At 38.1% G+C, this 19,542-nt stretch carries 24 protein-coding genes; all 24 read right to left on the bottom strand.

All coding sequences use genetic code 11. The annotated features are described in order from the left end of the window. Positions 1–2: 2 nt before the first annotated feature. The 24 genes from R3D71_06020 to R3D71_05905 all read right to left on the bottom strand — a co-directional run bounded on the left by R3D71_06020 (position 3) and on the right by R3D71_05905 (position 19,533). Positions 3–1,199, bottom strand: a complete 1,197-nt coding sequence (locus R3D71_06020) for a baseplate J/gp47 family protein (protein ID MEZ5691202.1) — start codon at positions 1,197–1,199, stop codon at positions 3–5. Beyond that, complete coding sequence (locus R3D71_06015; GenBank protein ID MEZ5691201.1) at positions 1,192–1,554, bottom strand: hypothetical protein; 363 nt, start codon at positions 1,552–1,554, stop codon at positions 1,192–1,194. The genes R3D71_06020 and R3D71_06015 overlap by 8 nt, the downstream gene beginning before the upstream one ends. 3 nt (positions 1,555–1,557) lie before the next feature. Next, positions 1,558–2,262 (bottom strand): Gp138 family membrane-puncturing spike protein, encoded by a 705-nt coding sequence (locus R3D71_06010; GenBank protein ID MEZ5691200.1) that lies wholly within the window; start codon positions 2,260–2,262, stop codon positions 1,558–1,560. A gap of 14 nt (positions 2,263–2,276) precedes the next feature. Further along, positions 2,277–3,191: a hypothetical protein gene (locus R3D71_06005; protein ID MEZ5691199.1), complete on the bottom strand. Its 915-nt coding sequence runs from the start codon at positions 3,189–3,191 to the stop codon at positions 2,277–2,279. Next, complete coding sequence (locus R3D71_06000; GenBank protein ID MEZ5691198.1) at positions 3,178–3,522, bottom strand: hypothetical protein; 345 nt, start codon at positions 3,520–3,522, stop codon at positions 3,178–3,180. The genes R3D71_06005 and R3D71_06000 overlap by 14 nt, the downstream gene beginning before the upstream one ends. Beyond that, entirely contained in the window at positions 3,519–4,286 is a 768-nt protein-coding gene (locus R3D71_05995) for a hypothetical protein (protein MEZ5691197.1), read from the bottom strand. The genes R3D71_06000 and R3D71_05995 overlap by 4 nt, the downstream gene beginning before the upstream one ends. Next, complete coding sequence (locus R3D71_05990; protein MEZ5691196.1) at positions 4,286–5,533, bottom strand: hypothetical protein; 1,248 nt, start codon at positions 5,531–5,533, stop codon at positions 4,286–4,288. The genes R3D71_05995 and R3D71_05990 overlap by 1 nt, the downstream gene beginning before the upstream one ends. Before the next feature lie 160 nt (positions 5,534–5,693). Continuing rightward, a complete protein-coding gene (locus R3D71_05985; protein ID MEZ5691195.1) occupies positions 5,694–6,071 on the bottom strand; it encodes a hypothetical protein in 378 nt (125 codons plus the stop codon). A 10-nt stretch (positions 6,072–6,081) separates the two neighbouring features. Continuing rightward, positions 6,082–6,537, bottom strand: a complete 456-nt coding sequence (locus R3D71_05980; GenBank protein MEZ5691194.1) for a hypothetical protein — start codon at positions 6,535–6,537, stop codon at positions 6,082–6,084. Between the two features lie 14 nt (positions 6,538–6,551). Further along, positions 6,552–8,021: a DUF3383 family protein gene (locus tag R3D71_05975; protein ID MEZ5691193.1), complete on the bottom strand. Its 1,470-nt coding sequence runs from the start codon at positions 8,019–8,021 to the stop codon at positions 6,552–6,554. Further along, on the bottom strand, positions 8,018–8,596 hold the full coding sequence (locus R3D71_05970; protein ID MEZ5691192.1) for a hypothetical protein: 579 nt from the start codon (positions 8,594–8,596) through the stop codon (positions 8,018–8,020). Before R3D71_05970 ends, R3D71_05975 begins: the two co-directional genes overlap by 4 nt. Beyond that, on the bottom strand, positions 8,565–8,912 hold the full coding sequence (locus R3D71_05965; protein ID MEZ5691191.1) for a hypothetical protein: 348 nt from the start codon (positions 8,910–8,912) through the stop codon (positions 8,565–8,567). The genes R3D71_05970 and R3D71_05965 overlap by 32 nt, the downstream gene beginning before the upstream one ends. Positions 8,913–8,944: 32 nt before the next feature. Beyond that, positions 8,945–9,409, bottom strand: a complete 465-nt coding sequence (locus R3D71_05960) for a hypothetical protein (GenBank protein MEZ5691190.1) — start codon at positions 9,407–9,409, stop codon at positions 8,945–8,947. 1 nt (position 9,410) lies between these two features. Next, positions 9,411–9,842 (bottom strand): DUF4054 domain-containing protein, encoded by a 432-nt coding sequence (locus R3D71_05955; GenBank protein MEZ5691189.1) that lies wholly within the window; start codon positions 9,840–9,842, stop codon positions 9,411–9,413. Positions 9,843–9,847: 5 nt separating this feature from the next. Further along, positions 9,848–10,165: a hypothetical protein gene (locus R3D71_05950; GenBank protein MEZ5691188.1), complete on the bottom strand. Its 318-nt coding sequence runs from the start codon at positions 10,163–10,165 to the stop codon at positions 9,848–9,850. A gap of 14 nt (positions 10,166–10,179) precedes the next feature. Then, positions 10,180–11,223 carry a DUF2184 domain-containing protein gene (locus R3D71_05945; GenBank protein MEZ5691187.1) on the bottom strand — a complete coding sequence of 348 codons (1,044 nt, stop codon included), beginning with the start codon at positions 11,221–11,223 and terminating at the stop codon, positions 10,180–10,182. A 20-nt stretch (positions 11,224–11,243) separates the two neighbouring features. Beyond that, a complete protein-coding gene (locus R3D71_05940) occupies positions 11,244–12,113 on the bottom strand; it encodes a DUF2190 family protein (GenBank protein ID MEZ5691186.1) in 870 nt (289 codons plus the stop codon). Positions 12,114–12,134: 21 nt separating this feature from the next. Next, on the bottom strand, positions 12,135–13,163 hold the full coding sequence (locus R3D71_05935; GenBank protein MEZ5691185.1) for a DUF2213 domain-containing protein: 1,029 nt from the start codon (positions 13,161–13,163) through the stop codon (positions 12,135–12,137). 16 nt (positions 13,164–13,179) lie between these two features. Continuing rightward, complete coding sequence (locus R3D71_05930) at positions 13,180–14,124, bottom strand: phage minor head protein (protein ID MEZ5691184.1); 945 nt, start codon at positions 14,122–14,124, stop codon at positions 13,180–13,182. A 7-nt stretch (positions 14,125–14,131) separates the two neighbouring features. Next, positions 14,132–15,394, bottom strand: coding sequence for a DUF1073 domain-containing protein (locus R3D71_05925; GenBank protein MEZ5691183.1), 1,263 nt, complete (start codon positions 15,392–15,394; stop codon positions 14,132–14,134). Then, complete coding sequence (locus R3D71_05920; protein MEZ5691182.1) at positions 15,391–17,004, bottom strand: hypothetical protein; 1,614 nt, start codon at positions 17,002–17,004, stop codon at positions 15,391–15,393. Before R3D71_05920 ends, R3D71_05925 begins: the two co-directional genes overlap by 4 nt. A 2-nt stretch (positions 17,005–17,006) precedes the next feature. Further along, positions 17,007–17,576: a terminase small subunit gene (locus R3D71_05915; GenBank protein MEZ5691181.1), complete on the bottom strand. Its 570-nt coding sequence runs from the start codon at positions 17,574–17,576 to the stop codon at positions 17,007–17,009. Between the two features lie 86 nt (positions 17,577–17,662). Continuing rightward, the gene (locus tag R3D71_05910; protein MEZ5691180.1) at positions 17,663–18,235 is read right to left on the bottom strand and encodes a hypothetical protein; all 573 of its coding nucleotides are present in this window, start codon (positions 18,233–18,235) and stop codon (positions 17,663–17,665) included. Then, positions 18,232–19,533, bottom strand: coding sequence for a DnaB-like helicase N-terminal domain-containing protein (locus R3D71_05905; GenBank protein ID MEZ5691179.1), 1,302 nt, complete (start codon positions 19,531–19,533; stop codon positions 18,232–18,234). The genes R3D71_05910 and R3D71_05905 overlap by 4 nt, the downstream gene beginning before the upstream one ends. Positions 19,534–19,542 lie beyond the last annotated feature (9 nt).

The raw sequence follows: 19,542 nt of genomic DNA, 5'->3' as shown, positions 1-19,542 counted from the left end.
TTTTACAATTCGGTTATGGTTATTCTTGAGACATCGGCGACAAATTGTTTATCTGGAGTGCTAGGAATTAAATAATCAAACCAGTTAGTGCCGTTTTTTGATATTTCCATATTCACTGGAACACCACCGCCTCCGTTCTCGTTTATAGAGGCTAAAGCGATAGCTGTAAGGCTAGAAGTTTCCGAATATTCTCCGATGTTAAAAGAAAGGCTGTCTATTACAGAATTTTTTATAAGAGCCTGATCAAACACTGCTCCTGATAACACAGGCTGTATATCAAATCTAATATAAATATTTTCTGCTGTAGGTCTATCAAATTTAGCGATGAATACCTCTCCTGACTCAGTGTCTATATTTACGGAAACACTACCTTTTAACGCACATCCATACGATTTTTTCTGATAAATAGCATTAGCTATGTCAGAATTAGCCCCACCGTCAATTACTACCCAAACTCCATGTGCGGGTATAGAATTACTATCAACACTTCCTGTCGGGTTCTCGTGTATCTTGACATCAGTTACCCCATCAATGGAAAGTAAAAGTCCGTTTAATCCGTTCAAATAGCCACTAGAATTAATCGCTACAGATCTTTCTCTACGAAGTCGCAATGCCGCGTCTGTCTCTTCATCTTCACCTATAGTTATAGCTGAACTAGGGTTGTTTATTGCTGTAACGCCTAACACTGATGTGACCGGTGTTGTTATAGTATTTATTGTGGTAAGCGTTTGCCCTATATTTTCAGCTCTAAAATTTTTAGAAGTAGTTCCTGCCACAAGAGTCACGCTATCAATTAATATAAATCTATTTCCTGCTGAATCTTGAATAGTGTAACCTGCGCCATCAGGATTGTTAAAATCAGCGTCTAAACCAGATAAATAAACATTTCTGTCAACTGTAATAGATATGGGCTGGATAGTGTATGTTCCAGCTTTCCTTATAATGTTATTAAGAGTAACTCGTTCATCTAACACCCTGCCACTAGCTTGGTTAGGGTCAAATCCGCTGTTAATTGAGACTGCTAACTCCCTAATATCAACCGCTGCTTGGGCGAATATATTTATTAGCTGCCCATCTGGGGAATTCTGTTCTATATTTATATCGCTACCAAAAATGCCTTTCATTCCATTTTCTAACGATGTTTTTATCTCAGATAGAGATTTTACAGAAAGTCCATCAGCATCTATTTTGTCAACCATTAAACCCGCCTGCTTTTATATTGTCTAAAAATGTTGTGGAATTTTCTGTTCTGACTTCATATTGAGCGGAAAAACTTCTATCTATTAACTGTGAATTAAATGATATTATCCCCGTCACTCCTTCACTGGTTAAAATTATTCTCCTTAAATCAAGCTCCAACAATTCTCTTTGTTTTGTTTTACCTAGACGATTTATCCAATCAATTCCTGCGGTCATGTCAAAGAAACAATCGCCAACCCAACTTAAAATTCTAGTTTTTATATTAAGTGCGATAGCTGAGTCAGCAAGCAAATAATCGTTTTTACCTCTGCCAAAAAGCCAGTCATGGTTTAGATCTAAGCCCCTTATCTTCATATACTAAGTCCCGCCTACCACTATACCATTTTCAACTACCACCTGATCAAATGTTCCGGTAGCCCCATTACCTGCTTTTAGAACTTTGCCATTTGCTTGTGTAATATCGCTATCTATTTCTAATCCGCCAGATGCCAGCCCCTTCATCGTGCCGGTAATAGATAATCCTCCTTTTACAAGAATATCTCCATTATGAGTAAACAAAGCAGCGATTGATTCTATAGCATCATTCGTTAGATCTATTTTTGAGTTATCGGCGAATTGTATTCTAATACCGTTCGTTATTATTGCTGCTATAGAGTTTTGCAGATCCTTAATACCAACAATAGCTATAGCGTCGCTTAGATCATGGGCTCTATTAGTATTTGGTACTTGCATCCCACCTTTAAGCAACCAATTTTCAATATCACGGTCATTGAATAAAACTATGCAGCTATCACCTTGCTTTATCGGTAAGCTGATAAAAGAATTACCGCCAAACAATGTCATTACAGGGCAACGCAAGAGGAGAGGGTGCTCTTTTATCGTTTTTACTCCTGAGAAATCAATATTTTCTACTTTTTTAATAACAATCTGAATTTCAGCCGTTTGCTCGCTCTCGTCATATTTATTTATTATACCTATATTAACTGCGTTTAGAGCAAGACTAGCAGCTCTTTTCCCGCGCTCTATTAAAGAAAATATATCAGGGTTGGTTATTTGTCTCATAAATTCAACCTTTTTTATGTTTTCCCTATATACTCAAATTTCTTAAACCCTGAGAGAACCGAATTAAGCTGTAATGTTGTTTGACAGATCCCGCCTACCGCGCCAGAAATAACGCAATCATGTTGGATGGCTATTATTTTATAAGTACCGTTATATTCTGGTTGTATCTCGCTACTTAAGCTTATTGCCTGCCCTATCCTTACTGATGGCTCAAATAATACACTAACTACGAGATTAGAATCACCAACAACCAGCGCTCTAAGTAAACCTGTACTAGAGTCTATATTTACCAATTCATCATTAATAACTTGATTAGGTTTTAATACGTTAAGAATTCCTAAATCTATGAACGCATCATCACCAGCTAATTTTTGGATTGCGCTATATGTGTTATCAGAAATTGATACCGCTTTATCGTATCTTATATTGTCATCAGCTATCACTCCTACTTGCAGAAAAGGTATTGTTTTAGCTAATTCTTCTATTAACCGCTTGTTTGAAGGCACGCTGAATGTTTCATATGTGTTAGTGTAATCAACTCCTATTCCATTATCTACCGAATGGATATGAGTGATTATATTCGCACCCTGCCGTATGTTTGCTGCGTCTAGAATCCTTCCTTTATGAACCAACTTTATATCATCGCCATACCCAGCCTCCAATTCAACTAAAGTCATTCTAGATTTGAAATCAGATATTTCTTTAGATGCTGTGAACCTATTTTGATAAATTTTACGTCTTACAGTTTCATCTAGGTTGTATAGATTTATATCCATACTATTAAAATCACCGCCAATAGACCTTTTTATAGAAAATTCAGCGGTAAGCGGATAAGAAAATATTAATTTATCACTGTCTGCTTTCCAAGAACCGCCGTCATAAACCATTACCTGTACACTAAGCCGGTAATTGCGGTTAAATTTTTTCATAAATTTCGTTTTCTAAAACATTTTTATCGTCATTAGATAGCAAATAAAGCTTAACTCTACCTGTAGCAAAATCGTCTATATATGAGGGATCTAGCCCGTCCTCCGATATGATTGCTATTCCAAATAAAAAGAGGTTTTTATATTTTCTTAAAATATTAGGAGAAAGTACCAGCCTCTCGCCTTTTACCGTATAATTTTTATAATTAAGCTCATAACTCCATGATTCAACAGATGGTAAATAACGTAGATATAATTTTATTTCTTCTCCATCATCCGAATTTAGTGTTATTTTCTGTGCAGCATTTGCTGTAATCTTATCTATAAGCCTCATTTGAAACTCTCCACGATAGAGTTCACAGTGGATTCTATTCCCTTTATAACACCTCTATCAACTTCTTTTGTGGCCTGTTGCCCAGCCCTACCGTCTAAAATTTTACTGAATGATAAAATGTTAAATGATACTGTTCGTATCTCTTTTAAGGTAATAATAAAATTACTGATGTAGCGACTATGCTCATCCTGAATGGCAGTTATATCTTCTATTGCCATAGAAGAGCAAAATTCAAAAGGTGTTTGCAAACTAACTGGTATTTTTTGCTCGTATAGAGCTTTGAGATATTGATAAGCCACTTGCTGTTTTGGTAGTGGAGGAGCTATGTTTTTAATCATACCGTATATATTAAGCGCATTATCGGTTACATTGTTAAAAATCTGTTCCTTGTCGTTTTTATCTAATATTTTTTTTATTTGGTTGGATGCGGCACTTAAAGACGGCAGATAACTATTTATAGTCGTTAGTTTGCGCGCTATTCTCTGCGTGTCTCCACTGCCCTGTATTTCATTATGATGAACCAACTCTCCTACAAATGTGTTTAACTTAACTATTTTCGGCTTTAAGGCTATATGGTCTTGAACAGAAAAATTGCCTTCAGTAAAATGGTCGGTAATGTCGGCATGTAAATTTAATACAGTCTCTTCTTCACCGTCAAAAACAAAGCCTCCTAAACCAAACTGACTTATAGGGGCAACGATATATTTACCAAAAGAGTCCTTAACATCATTAAATACTTTTTTGCCGCTTTCTTCCTCAGCCATTAATATTGTCCTATATTCTGACGGTCAGCGGCTTTCATTATTTGTCCACTAATGCCCTTCCCTATATTCTCACCGACTTTTTTGCCGTCATCAATATTTGAAGAGTGTACTGTTACTTTTATATCGTTATTCATGTTAAGTGTTTTATCTGGTGATGGCAGCGGAATATTGGCGTTGTCACCGAAAATATCAGTCATCTTCATCGCCCTGTCTTGTTCTTCCGTCATAGGCAAAAGTATTACTGGTTTAGTCCCGCCCTTACCTCCATGCTGGGCGACAAAATCCTCTACAGATTCTTTCATGTTAGGAAAAAGACCTACAGTATTCCCAATATCTCCAATCAATTTTCCCGCATGCTTATATAATTGCGCTGTTTCCTGTCTATCTTTGCCACTCATAAGATCTTGAAGTTTGGAAATACCAAGCATTCCAGATGTCAGGGCTAAGTCGGCACTATCTGCGACTGTTTTTCCAACACCTTTAATTCCATCAATCCAGCCATTAAAAAATATTTCTATTTTACTAGCGTCTACTTCATTAATTTTTTCAGTTATCCATTTCGCGGCATCTGAAATCGCCGGAGCAAGCTCTGCTAAAATCTTATTAGTCAATACTTCAAGAGCTATACTTGTATTTTTTATGGCTCTATTAGCTTCATCAGCGGCTTTTATTTGCTTATCGGATATTGTTCCAGATTCAGCCAGTAAATTTTCTCTTTCCGCTCTAGGTTTCATCATAAAATCAACCCAGCCAATGCCTAGCCCCATAGATCTTACGATCTGAGACACTTTTTGCCTATCCATCTTTTCGGTAACGTCGGCTATTCTCATGAAAGCGTCAAGCACAGACCCATCTAATAAATTTAACGCTCCTGTGCCAACACCTGAAAGTTCAGATATTTTGCCAAGAAATTCTGTGTTTCCTTGCCCTGTTGTTCTTATTTGTTGCAGATTTGCAAGAAATCCAGCTAACTGATTATTTGCATCACCTAAGCTAAGACCGGCGTTGAGCTTTGCGGCTGCTATGCCTACCGCGTTTATCGCGCTTGCTGATACCCCAGCTTCAGTAGCAAGATTCACAAGACCGGTTCCCGTTCGGAGTGTTCCTCCGACCAAACGATCTAAGCTATAATATGCCCCAGACACTTTAGCGGCGAATAATAGTGTATTTTTTTCCGCTTGTTTTATTTGAGCGCTGAAACTGGTATCTTTGGTTTTGAGTTCAAAGAATAATTCACCTAATTTCATTTATTTAACTCGGTATAACTGTTGTAATAATCTTCTTCAAATTTCTCGTAGGATATAATATCAAGTACGGTTGTAAGTGGCGCGCAACGGACTTTATCAGGGTTTCCAGAATAATACCCAGCCTTAGCGAGTTTTATTGCCCAGAAAGATATATCGTTTTCTATTGTAGTTTTTGGATAATTTGCGGGTTGCCGGAAAGGGCTTTGAACACTGAAAGCAACCCGTCTGTAAAAGGCTCCAAATTCATCTCCAGACACTTGAAAGCCACCATCATATAATCCTTTCTGGATTCCGCGTCTTCAAATTTATCTTTAGTGATTTTTTCTCCATTGTAAGTGCAACGCCGCAAACAAATCCACAAAGCCTCATTTACCTCTATATCGCAGTTTATAGTCAAGACTATATCTATAAGCTTCTGCAGGGCATCCTCTCCTTGCATCTCATTTATATTAAATCCTTCTTTCTTTACAGCGCTTAGAACTGCTCGTTGCAAATTCCAACCTTCCTCAAAAGAAGCTATGTTTATTTTTAAGTCCATAATCTACCTCTTACTGAATAGAGCGTTTACCTGAAGCAAAGAATATCTTATAAATGCTTATGCCTTGTGTGTAGTCACCTTCTGAATTGTCTTTTGTATCAACATTACGAGCTATAACCCCACCTTGTAGTGTAACCACATCACTAATAACATTACCTAGACCATCACCTAAACGTTTAACTAATTGACCTTCCCCTAGCTCAGTTGATGGAAAATCTCCCAATATCTGACTAAGCTTACCTTGCAAAAAGCGGTCATCTGCTGAACCTCTTAATATTCTTAAAGTCACCTCACAATTATTGCCGGATTCGTCCCTTGAGAATATAGTGTTTTTATTTTTTCCAGTTTTAATTTTCACTAAATCATTCTGAAATACGATCGTTGAATTATCGCCATCTGCAAAATCTACAAAAGTACGACCCCAAATGGTAAGCGTATCACTTCCAGTTATGGTGTATATGTTCATGATTTACCTCTTTATTATGGATTAATTATAGCTATTACGTCTGACTCATGAATTGCCCCAGATCTTTTTAGCGCTATTTGTACAAGTGGAGCTTTTCTTGCTTCCCTTTCCGTAGAGTTTTGCTGGGTTATAGGTAGGCTATATACATAAAAGCCTTTTCTTAAAATGTTTTCTTTGAATATCTCCGGATCACCAAAAGTTTCTGAGCTAGTCCACGACCCGCCAGCTATAAATCCGTTTTTTACGAATTGTTCACATACCACACTATAGGCTGATTTAAGTCCGTTCATACCCTCTTCTGTTTGAGGTACTTTAGTATTAGTTTGTCTTAAAAAATTAAATCCAGCGGTAGTAAGGGCGAATTTGATAGCAAGATTGCTGTATTGGTTATCAAAATAGTCGTTGCCACCTGTTGAGCAAATGGCTGGAACTCCATAATCAACATAAATGTCGCAACCATTAGTTTTTGCTAAATCATACAGAGTCTGGCTTATACCTGTATCAGGAGTTATGTTAGACAGGCTTTTTAAGTGCATGGTTTGCGCTAATTGAGAACCATCCATATTAACGCTGAAAGCTCTGCCCGCGTAAGCGGCTTTCATAATATTAGCGTCTGCTATAGATTTAGTATAAAGTAATAGCCTTGTTTTCTTTTGTGATGCGTCTTTTATAGTTTTTACTATTCCCGCTATATCTTGAGTTGATGCCGCGTGATGTAGAAAGAGATTGTCTCTGGCTTGAATAAATGCGGCAATGGTTGAGATAGCAGCGTCTTCTAAATCCAAACTAGTCATTACACCAGTAAAAGGCACGCCGCCATCTATCCTAGTTATGGCTTCTAATACCGATTCACCGCTACTATTACTCCCTACCGTTTCAGTAGCGTTTGCCGAATCAAAGTAACTTGCTCCTGCCAAATCAGTACCAGAACCACCGCTAAGAGCTGATATAGTTACCGCTGATGAGCTACCAACTTTCTTGCTGGTAAATATTAATGTATTGTTAAGCGCTTTTACTTCAGCATCTATGAGCCTGCTACCCATGACAGCCGCCACATCTTCCAAAGTAGTTGCACCTGTGAAATCTAAGTTTGCAAGATCATTAATTACACTATTTATGGTAACTCTCAAATCTCCATCACCAACGGCTGTAATAGCCGATAATTCACTGGTTAAATTCACTGTAGTGGATTTTCCTGATGTCGCGCTTACCGCAGATTTCATCGGGGTTATATTAAGTCTTCCTTTTCCAGTTAATATATTAGGAGTTTGAGCAAAAATAGCCGTTGCCATTTTCGTGGTAAGTGAATCGGTACCATAATCTTCAGCTACGGCAGAAGCTGATACATAACTACGATAGACATCATAATTGTTTGGCTTTTCATTAGTAAGCAAAAGTAAATTATTTACATTACGAACCCCTACGCCCTGAGGAGTGTTAGTTATACTAACATTAATTATGTTGCTAATATCTATTTGGCTCATGTTTCCTCTCCAGAAAATTTAAGTTCTATAAGTCTTTTGTCTGTCTCAATAGTTTCGGCGTTATCAACGCCTATAGTAAACTCGTTAAAAGAATCACTGGGATTAAGTTCTATGTCTTTTCTAAAAAAAGTAAGAGCTTTTAATGTGTAAACTATTCGCGTAAGCTTGCCGCTGCCTTCTAAATGAGAGGCGTTAATAGCATTGAATACTTTTGCTAAAGTAAAGTTATATTTTTCCTGCAATTGTTTGGAGTACACCGAATTTACAGCAGTGACCACTTCCTTGTGCCTAAGCAAAGCATCTTTGGAATAAGACATGACATCAATCTGTACAAGCTCTTCATTGGATGTCTCTTGTCTTTCAAAATACTGTATAGTTCCATCTTCAATTTTTACTTTTTCAATTATCTTATTAGTACTACCATAAACCATGTCGCTGACTGAGCTTACGGTTATATACATTTTGTCGTCTCTAGGCGCTTTTTTGTTTAGCAATCCTATTATGACTCTATTTTCATCCAAATTAAGTTGTTTTCTTAAAATCTCAACTACAAGTTGCTCCACTAATCTGTTCATAATCCCTCACACAATGATATTCTATAAAACCGTTTAGACTATAGTCGTAAACGCTCATTATTTTATACTTTATACCATCATAGTCTATAATATCATTGGTGCTTAAATTGAGGATTCCTGCGACAGCATGAATTTGTAGCCACTGCCAAGAACGCCAGCCTTCAGGCTTAGATTCCATCTTTTCCGCACTTAATGGTTGAATCATTCCTTTGAAATCTATTTTCCTAACCCTCTCTACAACTAGTCCATCTTCTATATTTTGAGTGATTATATTAAGGGTGACTGGTAACATCCATTTGCCAAACGTTCTATTCATTTTAGGCATTTTATTAATTTTATTCATATAATTCATTTGCTTACTACTTCTGAACTTATACTTTTCCTCAGTTCTGCAGTATCAATTAGCGGACTATCTGAACCCTTTAATTTAACTGTAAGTGGTGAGTTAGGTAGCCACTCTCCGAAGCCTCTGGTTGCAAAAGCCTCTTGTATTATTGCTTCCGCCTGAATTCCAATCAGTTTGTACAGTAATTTGAAGTCAAAGTTTTCAATGGCTTCCTTAGCCAGATCGCTTTCAAATGTTTTTATAAGTTGTTTTTTATTCTTAGTAAGCGGATCTCTTAAAAATGAACGGCGAGGTATGTTTTCATCCGGCACACCTAATTCATGTTTTAATCCTATATCAGAGTTACTTAACTCGCCATCCCTCTGATTTTTATCACCAAGAACGCCAACCCTTACACTATAATTTTCTTTTAGGCGTTTCTTTATTAAGTTGATACCTGAAAAATCTGCTTTGTAGCTAGCTGACATATTAAGGTTGGGTTCCTCCTGAAATGGCTGCCACATTCCCTGTTAATGCTGGCAGAGTAATAGCCAAGAATTTCATACCATAGTTAGTCTGCGTGTAACCAGAAAGTATCGGATCATTTATGTACTTCTGCGGTATAGAAAATGACTCACTAACACTTCCAGCGCTATGGGATGATACTGGAAAAGATGCACTTTCTTCAAGACTATTGCTAGCGTTTCGCAAATTAATAACAAGAATATGCGCCGCTAAATATAAAAAAGCGGACTTAATGGCATTTTCACTCTGATATAGGCTTTTATTAAAAAACAACAGAGCTTCGTCAAGCGCTCTTTCTATATCGCTATCTTTCACTAAAGAAATAGTGTCGCCATACTCAAAATCACGATCAAACCTCGCCTTAAAATCAGACACCCCTATATCATGTGGGTACATGGCTATTATTTATGCTTTGTTTCTATAAGCTTCACTATATCATGGGCTTTTGAGCCGTGAGGCACTTTTATGCCCAATTCTTTGGCTTTTTCGCGAAGCTCATTTATAGAAAGGCTATCTAAGGTTTTTTCCTGATTTTCATCGGCTTCGGATTTTTCTTCAAATTCCTTAAAAATAGTCTCAAGTGAAACAACTTCATCAGGGTATAAAGAAATAAGCTTTTCCGCTAGCTCATCTGATAATATAGCAAAAGCTCCGGTTTTTAGCACACCTTCTTTGTGAACGATATTACGTCCACCTTTGTTTTGTACTTTAACGGTCATTTTATATTCCTTTCTTATGCAAAATCAAAATAAAGAATCTCTTTAGGACGATAAGCCTGAACACCAGTAAACTGACCATAGCCAACATTCTCAAAATGGAAGCCATTAACTGTATTTTGCGCGGTATTGGTGTAATCAACGGGAATATTCATTTTTATAGTCTCAGGATCATAATTCATTAAAACATACCTATTTTTATTAAGACCTGAAATACTAGAGTTATTAGCTTTCATAGCATAAGCTAGTGGTAGTATCTTGAAATCCGGCTTCATAGTTACAGCCTTTAACGCTTTTTCAAGATACTCAAGCTTGCTTACAATAGCGAAGTTAGTATTTACCGGTGTTACCAGCCCATTATAATCCTCCTCAGGAATATATAGGCGATTTGGCATAGAGGTATGCTCAGAAACAGTCCTATAAGCACCTATGATACTTGCCACAAAGGTTTGGTATTCCGAGTCAGACATTGCACTAATATATTTGGTTATAAGTGAAGTGTTTGCGGTAACTTCAGCTTGAGTAAGTAGTCCTTTTACGTCGGAATATTCAGGTAAACCAACAAAAGCCAGCTCTTGTATACCCAAATCCCACATTCTCTTGCGCGCTTTTTCTTTTGCGGTAATTAAATTCACTAGGTTATTAGCGCGTGAAGCTTGGCTTAACTCAAATATATTCCAATCTATGGATGCTGCCCAATTTTTAACAGCTACATCAACAGAGTCAAATTCAACGTCAGCATTTTGCAAGCGTGTATTTTTTGTAGCACTATTAATAAGTCCTTGAGAAAATCCAGCCCCTAAATCAAAACTGCGATAAGTGGTTATTTTTGATGAAAACGCCCCATTACCGACCTCTATAGGAATATAATCGGCTATGTTTAACGTAAAAAACTTCTGCTCAACTATACTTTTAGAAATAGCGGTCATTGTTGTTACATCAACTTCTAACCCACCGTTGTTATTTCTAATTTCTCGTTCTAAATAATTAGCTCTCGCTTGTTCTTGACCTGTAAGCTTTATCTGCTCACCTTTATCATTATAAATTTCAAATCTTTGCATTTTTTGTTCCTTTCAAAAAATTAAACGTAAGCATATGTTACGGTGAATGTTATGCTGGTACCTCCAGTTGCTGCAGAACCAATATTTAACGCTTTCAAGTTTTCCCCGCTTTCTAAATCAGCGGCAAACCCTAGCCCAAGATTTGTATTCGCCGATGATGGTTGCAGAATATTTCCATCACCCAATCCAGCCACTCCTAAGACAGTTACTTTAGTGCTTGAAGTTCCTGACCTTAAATCAACGCTGGTATTATCTGCGAATGTTCCAACGACTCTAGCGGTGTAATCAACTACTCGTATTTTTTTACCGGCTTTAGCTGGTACAATTTCCTTTCCAGCATTGATTTCAGCCAAAGTAGCGGTAACCCTAGCCGTCTTAAGGCTTTCATCAAGAGCGGTTTGTAGACCAGAAATATCTGATATATTTTCTGATGTTTGATAGGATTGCGCTATAATCAGAACACGAACTATCTGGTCAGAACCAGTCGCTTTATCAAAGCAATATCCAGAAACTGGGTTGCTACCAGCGTTGGTTATGACTTTATTAGCAGAGGATACGACCTCTATTTTTGCTCCACGCGCTATCGCCGCGCCAGATGTCATATACATAAAAGTGCCGCTTATCGCTATTTCTACAGCCGCTCCGGTTTTATAATTGCCATCTTTGGTATTCTTTACGACAAACCCGAAAGGCACGTCAGAGTTTCCAGAAAGAGCGACAAAGCTAGGAACTCCTCCGGCACTATCTTCCAGCATAACAGGTTGACCTGCCACTAAAGGCGTTGCTTGATTTACTGATACCCTGCCAGCTATTACGTTAGAAGCTCCTCCAAGCAAAGTAACGACACCTTGCTCCATTCCTTGCTTAAACTGGTTGATTGACTGAACCATCTTATATTCTCCTTATTTTGTTTAATTCAAATTATAACGTTGCTTGCCCAGAGCTAAGCCACGTGATTGTGTGTGGAGAATCGGTAAAGTTGAAGTTTCTCCATTTTTATGAGCGTTACGAAGTTCATCATATTTAGCGTTAGATTTTTCTTCTTCGTCTTTCTTGTCTTCTTGCTTGTCGGATTTTTCTTTTTCACTATCGTCTGTCTCGTTTTTTTTGCTTCTGATAGCGTTATATTTATTAACCAGCTCTTTAACCGACATTTTGCTATCACCAACACTTACTTCTGTGTCTTCGTTAAAGGTTTCTTCTTTATCTTTTTTTTCTTCTTCCTTTTTGGCTGACTCCTCATCATCCATATTTTTTTTCACGGCATTAATTATTTCGCTCAGAGGTTTTTCTTTGCCTTCTATTTGAATGATGTAATCATCAAGATTAGCATCTTCAGGTATTGAGTTTTTTACCTCAACCCGCTCTTTCTTAAAAACTTTACCAAGTAAACTCATAATGTTATCTCCTTTTTCTGTTTTACTATTTCTTAATTCACTCAACTCACTTTCTTTTTGCGCTTGATAGGCGGAAAATTGCTCTGGTGTCATAATTATGGCTTCTTCATAACGAGGATTTGGGACAATCGCTAAGTGGGTGAATTCTGCGCTTAGGATTTTTTCCTTATAGTCAACTGACAAGTGCTGCCCATCACCGCTTTTTTCTAAAGGAATATAGGCGTTAGACACGCTCCATCCATCGTCAATAGCCTGATGACCTTGATCGCTTACAATGATGAACTCAGCCCAGAACCACCCGTCTTTTTCATTGTAAAAAGATTTTATAACGTATCCGTCGGCTTTTTCCTGAAGCTTGGCTAAATCCACTTTTTGATGTTTAACGTATACTGGTTTACCCTCAAAAGACGGGCAAGAGCGTTTTATACAGTCATCATCCACATATATTTTCTCAGTATCATAGCCAACAACACCGCTTTTCATGTGTCGGCAAAAATAGCGTTTTGGGAAGCGTCCAGCATTTTGCTTTTCTTGTTCACTCATTTTTATTTATTCCAAATCAATGTATTATTGGTACCTTCACACATCTACAGCCATAATCTTCGCCTGCGTGCGCCCTTCTGCCAGTTTTTTTGTCTACTATAGGAGGTGAGTTAAAGTTTATTATCTTTCCATCTAAATCAGCATGATCCGGTCTTGTTCTGCTGTCGTGACTGGTTGACCAGCGATAAGATGTGATTCCTGCTGATTTGTATCTAATCTCAGAATATTTACTTAATAATAGGCTGGTTTCCTGCCTCGCAAGAAACCTCGCCTTAGCTTGAGTAACATAGTAATTATCTACTATTATTCGCTCCAAATTCTTGGCTCTTTTCCCAGAAAAAGCGTTTTTTTCTATAACTTCTCGTAAACTCGCTATGTTTTCTTTAGCAAAATTATTTATATATAGCTGTGTGTTATGTTTATAATCATCAGCTATTACTCGCTTCGTTTCGGGGGATAGCTTTACTGCTACATCAATACCATTTAGGCTTTTATCTACCTTTCCGTCTATCTTGTTAAGGGTTCTTTGATAAGAGTCATCAAGCGGTAAATTATCAACCAAATAGTCAATATTATAATCATCTAGTATGCTGGTGATGATCTTATTTGCTTTTCTTTTTTTATCCTCTGCCACCGCTGCCGCAAAAGAAATTTGTGAAGGCAAATTATTAAAGAGCCACCCTTTACTTTTTCTATCATAAGCACCACCAAGCGACCCTAATGTTTTACTAATTTTAGAGTTAAATTTACCCGTTATAATATTACCATCTAAAAATAGGCTGCCGCTCAATATTGCTTTTATTACTGCATCTTCCTTGCTATTTACTATAGCCTCATACCCCATACTTTTTAATGCCAAAATCAATGGTGTGTAGAATAACCCAGCTAAAAATAACGCTATAATTTCCTCACGTTCTTTATATAAAGAACTGTCCAATACCACTGGTGATAAGTATCTCATAAAAAGTTTATGGCTTTAGACTATCACCGTCACCGGCAGACGATTTTACCGTGTAATCGTTACTTCCGTCTCCTAAAGGCGGAACGGCTGGAGCCTTGTCATCTATCTCTACGGGCAATAGATGATCTTTGTTAAGAGATTTTTTAGCCTCCTCAACCTGAGCTAATCCTGATTGATAAGCCTGCATAGTTCGGTTAAACTTAGAATTTTTTACATATTTCGCTTTAGCTCTAATCTCGCTTTCTATCATAGAATTATAATTTTCTATGTCGTCTTCACCACTGTTAAATCCGGCTGAACTTATCCCAAATAGTTTTGTAAGCGGCATTCTAAGGTCTGCGGCTACACCTTGCCTTATTTGAGTGAGTATTTCGGCAAGTCCAGAAAATGTTACTTGTTTTTGATCGTATTCGTCGCCTTTATCCATAGTGATGGCGTTTTGATAATTTTTTATCATATTAGCGTTTTGAATACGCTCAGCTACTTTAGTAGTTCCATCAGTCGTCATTAATGAGTTATTAAAACCATCTATTTTGTAGACATCTATTTTAGCTTCATCCAAAAGCTCAAATATAACTGATTTATTTTTTATATAAGAGTTAAGCGAACCAACCACTCTTTCTAACTCTGACATTCCCCATCCACGAAGGTTAGGTCTTAAAAGTGATGGCGCACGCTTACCTTTTAGTGGAAAAACCCTGCTATTATGAATTCTCATGCCATAATATGTGTAATATTCAGGGTCTTCTTCTAATTTTGTGCCGCCCTGCTCTATTATGTCAGTTCGGTAAAGTTCCCACATATCAACAGCTCTAAAACTTAATTTAGAGCCTTCCTTAATGGATTTTATGTCAAGCTTTTTATCATGAGAATCGCCATTTATAACAATAACTGCACCGCCACCGAATAGTCTAGCCCATTTAAGTCCTTGCGATAATTCTTCTAAGACGTGGTTACGCTTTGTATAGTTTTTTAGCTTATCTATTTCATCATCGCTTAGTTGATCGGTATGTATATTTATCTCGTTTCTAAAAGCATCGTCCACCGGTTGATCTATTAGAGTTTGAACTATCCCTATTTCAGCATAGCTTTGTGATAAAAGCTGACGATTGTTTGTTATGAGATACCAGCGTAGCCCATCAAGCATAGTGTCGGCTTGTGCTACTTGTTGACTTCCAATGGTGTCATTTGGTGAAAAAAATCCGGTAAAAGCCGATAGAGAATTAAGCAACACCCCTCTTGCAGATTCAATTAAATTCTTATCATTCATAACACATCTAAAATTGATATTTCTCGCTCTGGATTGAATGCCATGACAACAGCATCAGCTATATTTGGAGAACGTCCGCCAGCAGGTTTTTTATCAACCATCATCTTTCCTGATAGACTGGTTTTATGGATTGCTTGGCTTAGCTCAGATAATAATTTTTCAAGGTTGGGCAAATCGCTCGGTAAAGAAATCATCTCTTCCTGCGAATATACAGCTCCTTGAGTTATAGCTTTATAAGTTTTTTCAAATCTTACTCTAAGTCGCCACCAGCTCTGCGCTTTGAGATTCAGAAAAAATTCTTCATTGGTTGGAGACTCTCTGTCGCCAGTTATCAAATTACTTTTTGGATCAAGAGGGCGGTGCGTTGCGTTCCAAGCCATAACCCTTAATTTTTTTGGATTAAGCCTCTTTTCTTCCACCATGCGGTTGCTTTCTGACTTAAAGCCCGCACCAACACCAATAGAATCGTAATAAAGTTCCTTAACCCCATAAAGCTTGGCTTGAGCTATAGATCTCCTTGTTGTTTGCCCTGCGTCACCTTCGCCCCAAACATCGGTATGAATGACAACAGAACCATGCGCTATGGCAAGTGCGTTTTGGTCGCCTCCCTCATCCGCTATATCTTGAGCGGCTATCCTTATACCATCTTCATTAAACCCTAGCTTTACATGAGCGTCTATAGAGGCTTTAACCCACAAGCTAGGTATAATAATACCTTGCCTTGTCGCTGTATAATCTCTATCTACTTCTTGCGCGAATATATGAAGCATACCTTCATCTTCCGCTTTTTTTCTTCTACGATCATACCATTTTTGGTCTTTTGCCGGATGATGTCTCCAGTCTAGAATAAATACTCTGGTAACACCTTTTTCTATTTTTTTACCAAAACTCCATTCCTCACCGGCTTCTCTTCTGCGCTGAAACAACGTATTATCTAAAACTGATGAAATATCTATCTGCACATCAGTATTATCACCTAGTGCCGCTTCTATCTTTTCTGGTCTTTCGTAATGAGCACTTTCATCTTTGAAATATATAGTGCTACGTCCGCCCCTACCAATTTCATCACCCGACTCACCGGCTATTACGCTACCATTGATAGGATTCCTTATATTCATTTGCGCCGCATGCTTTTTTATGGAAAAATCTTCTGGTAATATAAAGCTAGGCAAATGCTCTATTATCATTCTAATTTTTTCAAAAATGCTGCTAGGGTCTCCTCTTCTGTCTACAAGTATCCCTTTTCGTGACCCCCACCCTACCGTAACACCATCAATATATATCCATAGCCAAACACTGTAGGCACAACATAGCCAAGTAGCCCCCATATCCCTAGATTTTTCTATAAGACCCGACTCACCGTCTTTAACGCACTCTTGCAAAAATTCTACAAACTCAACCTGTCTAGGGAATAGAATAAAAGGCATTAATTTAGGAAGTGGTGGCTTGTTACGCGGATCATATGTAACACACCAATCATTAATCCAATCCACTGGGTTGTTTTTATAGTGAGACTTTAGCGCGGCTTGTAGTTTTTTATCCGATTTCAGCTTTCTTAGTAATGTATAGCGCCGTTTGTATTCCTGCCCATAATCTGGTGGAAATATCATGTCTACAAACTCTTCATTAATTCCTTATAAGCCCTTGCCGCTTTTTCTGAATCACTCCAATCAACATCATGATTTATAGAATCAACCTTAGCGGTTACATCCAGCTTGTCGTTAAACATACCAAGATGCCGTGCTATGCTATCTAAAGCAGCTCGCTTGTCTGATAGTTTAATCTTATGCAGGCTCCCTATTTTGCTTTTATTACCGCCTTCATTGTCAAACAATGATTCAACCTCAAGCCCCGATATGGCGGCAATAGTATCATCATCAATCTCATGAACTGATTTTAGGCTACCATCATCATTAAATATTTTACGAATATCCAAAAAAGCCAGACGGCTGTATTCTTTAAGTACTCTCTCAGCGGATATTTCTAGCTTGTTAGAAATCTTGTTTTGTAATTTTGCTATAGCTTCTTGAATGTTAGCTTTTGCTAGCAATTTGGAGGCTGTTATTCTAGCGGTTTTTTTACTATAACCAGCTCTTATTGCCGCTTGTGTTCCGTTTAGATCAATTACATATTCCTCAACAAAACGTTTACGTTTTGTGTTTAATTTTATTTCCTTATCCATGATATTTACACATAAAAAAAGCCGTCAAAACAAATTGACAGCTCCAAATTTTAGACGCAACTGTGGTTGCGATGCTGTTGGCTATGTTACGCATGTTTTTTAATTTGCGCAACAAGTTTTTGTAAGTTTTCCTCATAAAGTTTCTCTCTCTCACTTTCATCTAGTGATTCTAGGTATTTAATTTGCTCTCTGACGGGGATTATTTTTTCTGATAAATCTTGTAAAACGGATTGATAAACTCGCCTATCACGTTTTGCGAAAAAAATATTATGTTCTGACGCAAAATTTTCTAAGACATATTCAATCGCCTTTACATTATGCCTGCTTAGTTTTTTCAGCAGGAGAACAAAACCGTAGGCTCTAAGCTTAACTCCTAAAGATTCAACTTCTCCTGAACTAACCGGCTTTCTAACTCCCATGCTTACCTGATGCATGTCTCGCCAAATTTGAAACGTACAAGCGTCATCATGTTGCTCATGGGTGATGTAGTCATTTTCCCAAAACCAATTAAGAATATTTTTAACGGTTGCCTGCGCTTCCTGCATCTGACCTGAATCGTTGTAACTAACCCTTAAATCGCCCTTTGCCAAGCGCTGTGGAGTGATAAAATCAACTCCTCGTGGCAAAAAACAACTGCGGTCTATGTGGTCGTCGGTCATACGATAATCCCTGTTTGTTCGTAGTGCGTTCCACCATCAGCTATTCTTAAGGCTGGATTATTCTCGCTTCCCACATCCTGCCAGCGTGTGTATCTCGTTTCCATCATTTCAAGCCATGCGTATGGACTGTCAGTTTCTGCTTTGGTGAGGCGATAGAGTTGATCGCAAGCTAAGCGCAAGCCCTCTCCTCCCCTTGTATTGCCGTCTTGATTTTCTTGTGCTGTTACCAATCCCCATACCCCGTATTTCTTTACGACCTCAGCTAGCCATTGCGCCAGTTCATCCAGATGCTCAGCGGTTGACAGTCCCTTTCTTTTTCCACCGACTAACTGCCAGCAATCAAGAATAAACCCCTTAATTTTATGCTTTTTTATGTAAAGCGGTAAAAGTTGACGAAGGTCGGTAAATGTTAAACTTGGGGCATCAAGATAAAGCTTTGCTGTGTTTTCGTTCTCAGCGAACTGTTCCATTTTTAACAACAAAGAATCATTTACTCCTAACCTAAAAACCGCCTCTTTACACCCTGCGGAACGTGCTAGGCTACGCTGGTGTATTTCCTTGCTCCCCATTTCCAAAGCTAGGTACATGTGTCTAGTTCCCATTTCTTGAAGGTTGTGGGAAATAGTCCCCGCAAGCATTGTTTTCCCTGTCTTTTTCCTGCCAACTATCCCGTAAAGCTTGCCTGTAAATAGCCCTCCATCCAGCGAAACATCCAGCTTGCTAATACCGGTAATATCTCTATCAACCCCTCTGTTCTGCTTGATTTCATCAATTATTTTTCTTGATACTTCCTTGCTGGTGCTAACCTTGAATCGGTTGGAAACCGATAGGTTTTCTAGCTCTCCATAAGCGTCGGCGGCTATTTCGCTGGCGGTTGACTCATACTCAGTCTGTCCAGCTTTAATCATCGCAAGACGGCAAATATCAACTATTTTCCGGCGATTAGCGTAGTCAATAATCTGGCGGGCAAGGGCTGGAACACTTACCGGCATTACTGAAAACTGATAAAGTTTCAACAGGTATCCTCTTGCCCCGCCAAGCTTTTCAAGCCTTTCGTCTTTGCTGAGATGCTGGCTTATTGTTAATAAATCCCATGCTTTTTCTGTGTTTTGAAAATCCTTAATTTCCCTGAAAATCTCAGAATGAAGAGGTTCGTAAAAGTGATTTTCGCTAAGGTCTGCTGGGATGGCATCAAGCAAGCGGCTGTTGGAAATTACAGCCCCAAGCAATGCCTGCTCTGACTCCACGCACTCAATGGGGCTATAAATAAAATCTTCTGTTTTTTCAAATGCTTTCATGAGTTTTTC

This window comes from Rickettsiales bacterium (assembly GCA_041396965.1).
GTDB lineage: Bacteria > Pseudomonadota > Alphaproteobacteria > Rickettsiales > SXRF01 > SXRF01.
This window is presented reverse-complemented; position numbering and strand designations above follow the sequence as displayed.

Bases quoted from the DNA above. Each gene is read 5' to 3' on its own strand.
- R3D71_06020 (MEZ5691202.1), bottom strand. From the start codon at position 1,199: ATGGTTGACAAAATAGATGCTGATGGACTTTCTGTAAAATCTCTATCT.
- R3D71_06015 (MEZ5691201.1), bottom strand. From the start codon at position 1,554: ATGAAGATAAGGGGCTTAGATCTAAACCATGACTGGCTTTTTGGCAGA.
- R3D71_06010 (MEZ5691200.1), bottom strand. From the start codon at position 2,262: ATGAGACAAATAACCAACCCTGATATATTTTCTTTAATAGAGCGCGGG.
- R3D71_06005 (MEZ5691199.1), bottom strand. From the start codon at position 3,191: ATGAAAAAATTTAACCGCAATTACCGGCTTAGTGTACAGGTAATGGTT.
- R3D71_06000 (MEZ5691198.1), bottom strand. From the start codon at position 3,522: ATGAGGCTTATAGATAAGATTACAGCAAATGCTGCACAGAAAATAACA.
- R3D71_05995 (MEZ5691197.1), bottom strand. From the start codon at position 4,286: ATGGCTGAGGAAGAAAGCGGCAAAAAAGTATTTAATGATGTTAAGGAC.
- R3D71_05990 (MEZ5691196.1), bottom strand. From the start codon at position 5,533: ATGAAATTAGGTGAATTATTCTTTGAACTCAAAACCAAAGATACCAGT.
- R3D71_05985 (MEZ5691195.1), bottom strand. From the start codon at position 6,071: ATGGACTTAAAAATAAACATAGCTTCTTTTGAGGAAGGTTGGAATTTG.
- R3D71_05980 (MEZ5691194.1), bottom strand. From the start codon at position 6,537: ATGAACATATACACCATAACTGGAAGTGATACGCTTACCATTTGGGGT.
- R3D71_05975 (MEZ5691193.1), bottom strand. From the start codon at position 8,021: ATGAGCCAAATAGATATTAGCAACATAATTAATGTTAGTATAACTAAC.
- R3D71_05970 (MEZ5691192.1), bottom strand. From the start codon at position 8,596: ATGAACAGATTAGTGGAGCAACTTGTAGTTGAGATTTTAAGAAAACAA.
- R3D71_05965 (MEZ5691191.1), bottom strand. From the start codon at position 8,912: ATGAATAGAACGTTTGGCAAATGGATGTTACCAGTCACCCTTAATATA.
- R3D71_05960 (MEZ5691190.1), bottom strand. From the start codon at position 9,409: ATGTCAGCTAGCTACAAAGCAGATTTTTCAGGTATCAACTTAATAAAG.
- R3D71_05955 (MEZ5691189.1), bottom strand. From the start codon at position 9,842: ATGTACCCACATGATATAGGGGTGTCTGATTTTAAGGCGAGGTTTGAT.
- R3D71_05950 (MEZ5691188.1), bottom strand. From the start codon at position 10,165: ATGACCGTTAAAGTACAAAACAAAGGTGGACGTAATATCGTTCACAAA.
- R3D71_05945 (MEZ5691187.1), bottom strand. From the start codon at position 11,223: ATGCAAAGATTTGAAATTTATAATGATAAAGGTGAGCAGATAAAGCTT.
- R3D71_05940 (MEZ5691186.1), bottom strand. From the start codon at position 12,113: ATGGTTCAGTCAATCAACCAGTTTAAGCAAGGAATGGAGCAAGGTGTC.
- R3D71_05935 (MEZ5691185.1), bottom strand. From the start codon at position 13,163: ATGAGTGAACAAGAAAAGCAAAATGCTGGACGCTTCCCAAAACGCTAT.
- R3D71_05930 (MEZ5691184.1), bottom strand. From the start codon at position 14,124: ATGAGATACTTATCACCAGTGGTATTGGACAGTTCTTTATATAAAGAA.
- R3D71_05925 (MEZ5691183.1), bottom strand. From the start codon at position 15,394: ATGAATGATAAGAATTTAATTGAATCTGCAAGAGGGGTGTTGCTTAAT.
- R3D71_05920 (MEZ5691182.1), bottom strand. From the start codon at position 17,004: ATGATATTTCCACCAGATTATGGGCAGGAATACAAACGGCGCTATACA.
- R3D71_05915 (MEZ5691181.1), bottom strand. From the start codon at position 17,576: ATGGATAAGGAAATAAAATTAAACACAAAACGTAAACGTTTTGTTGAG.
- R3D71_05910 (MEZ5691180.1), bottom strand. From the start codon at position 18,235: ATGACCGACGACCACATAGACCGCAGTTGTTTTTTGCCACGAGGAGTT.
- R3D71_05905 (MEZ5691179.1), bottom strand. From the start codon at position 19,533: ATGAAAGCATTTGAAAAAACAGAAGATTTTATTTATAGCCCCATTGAG.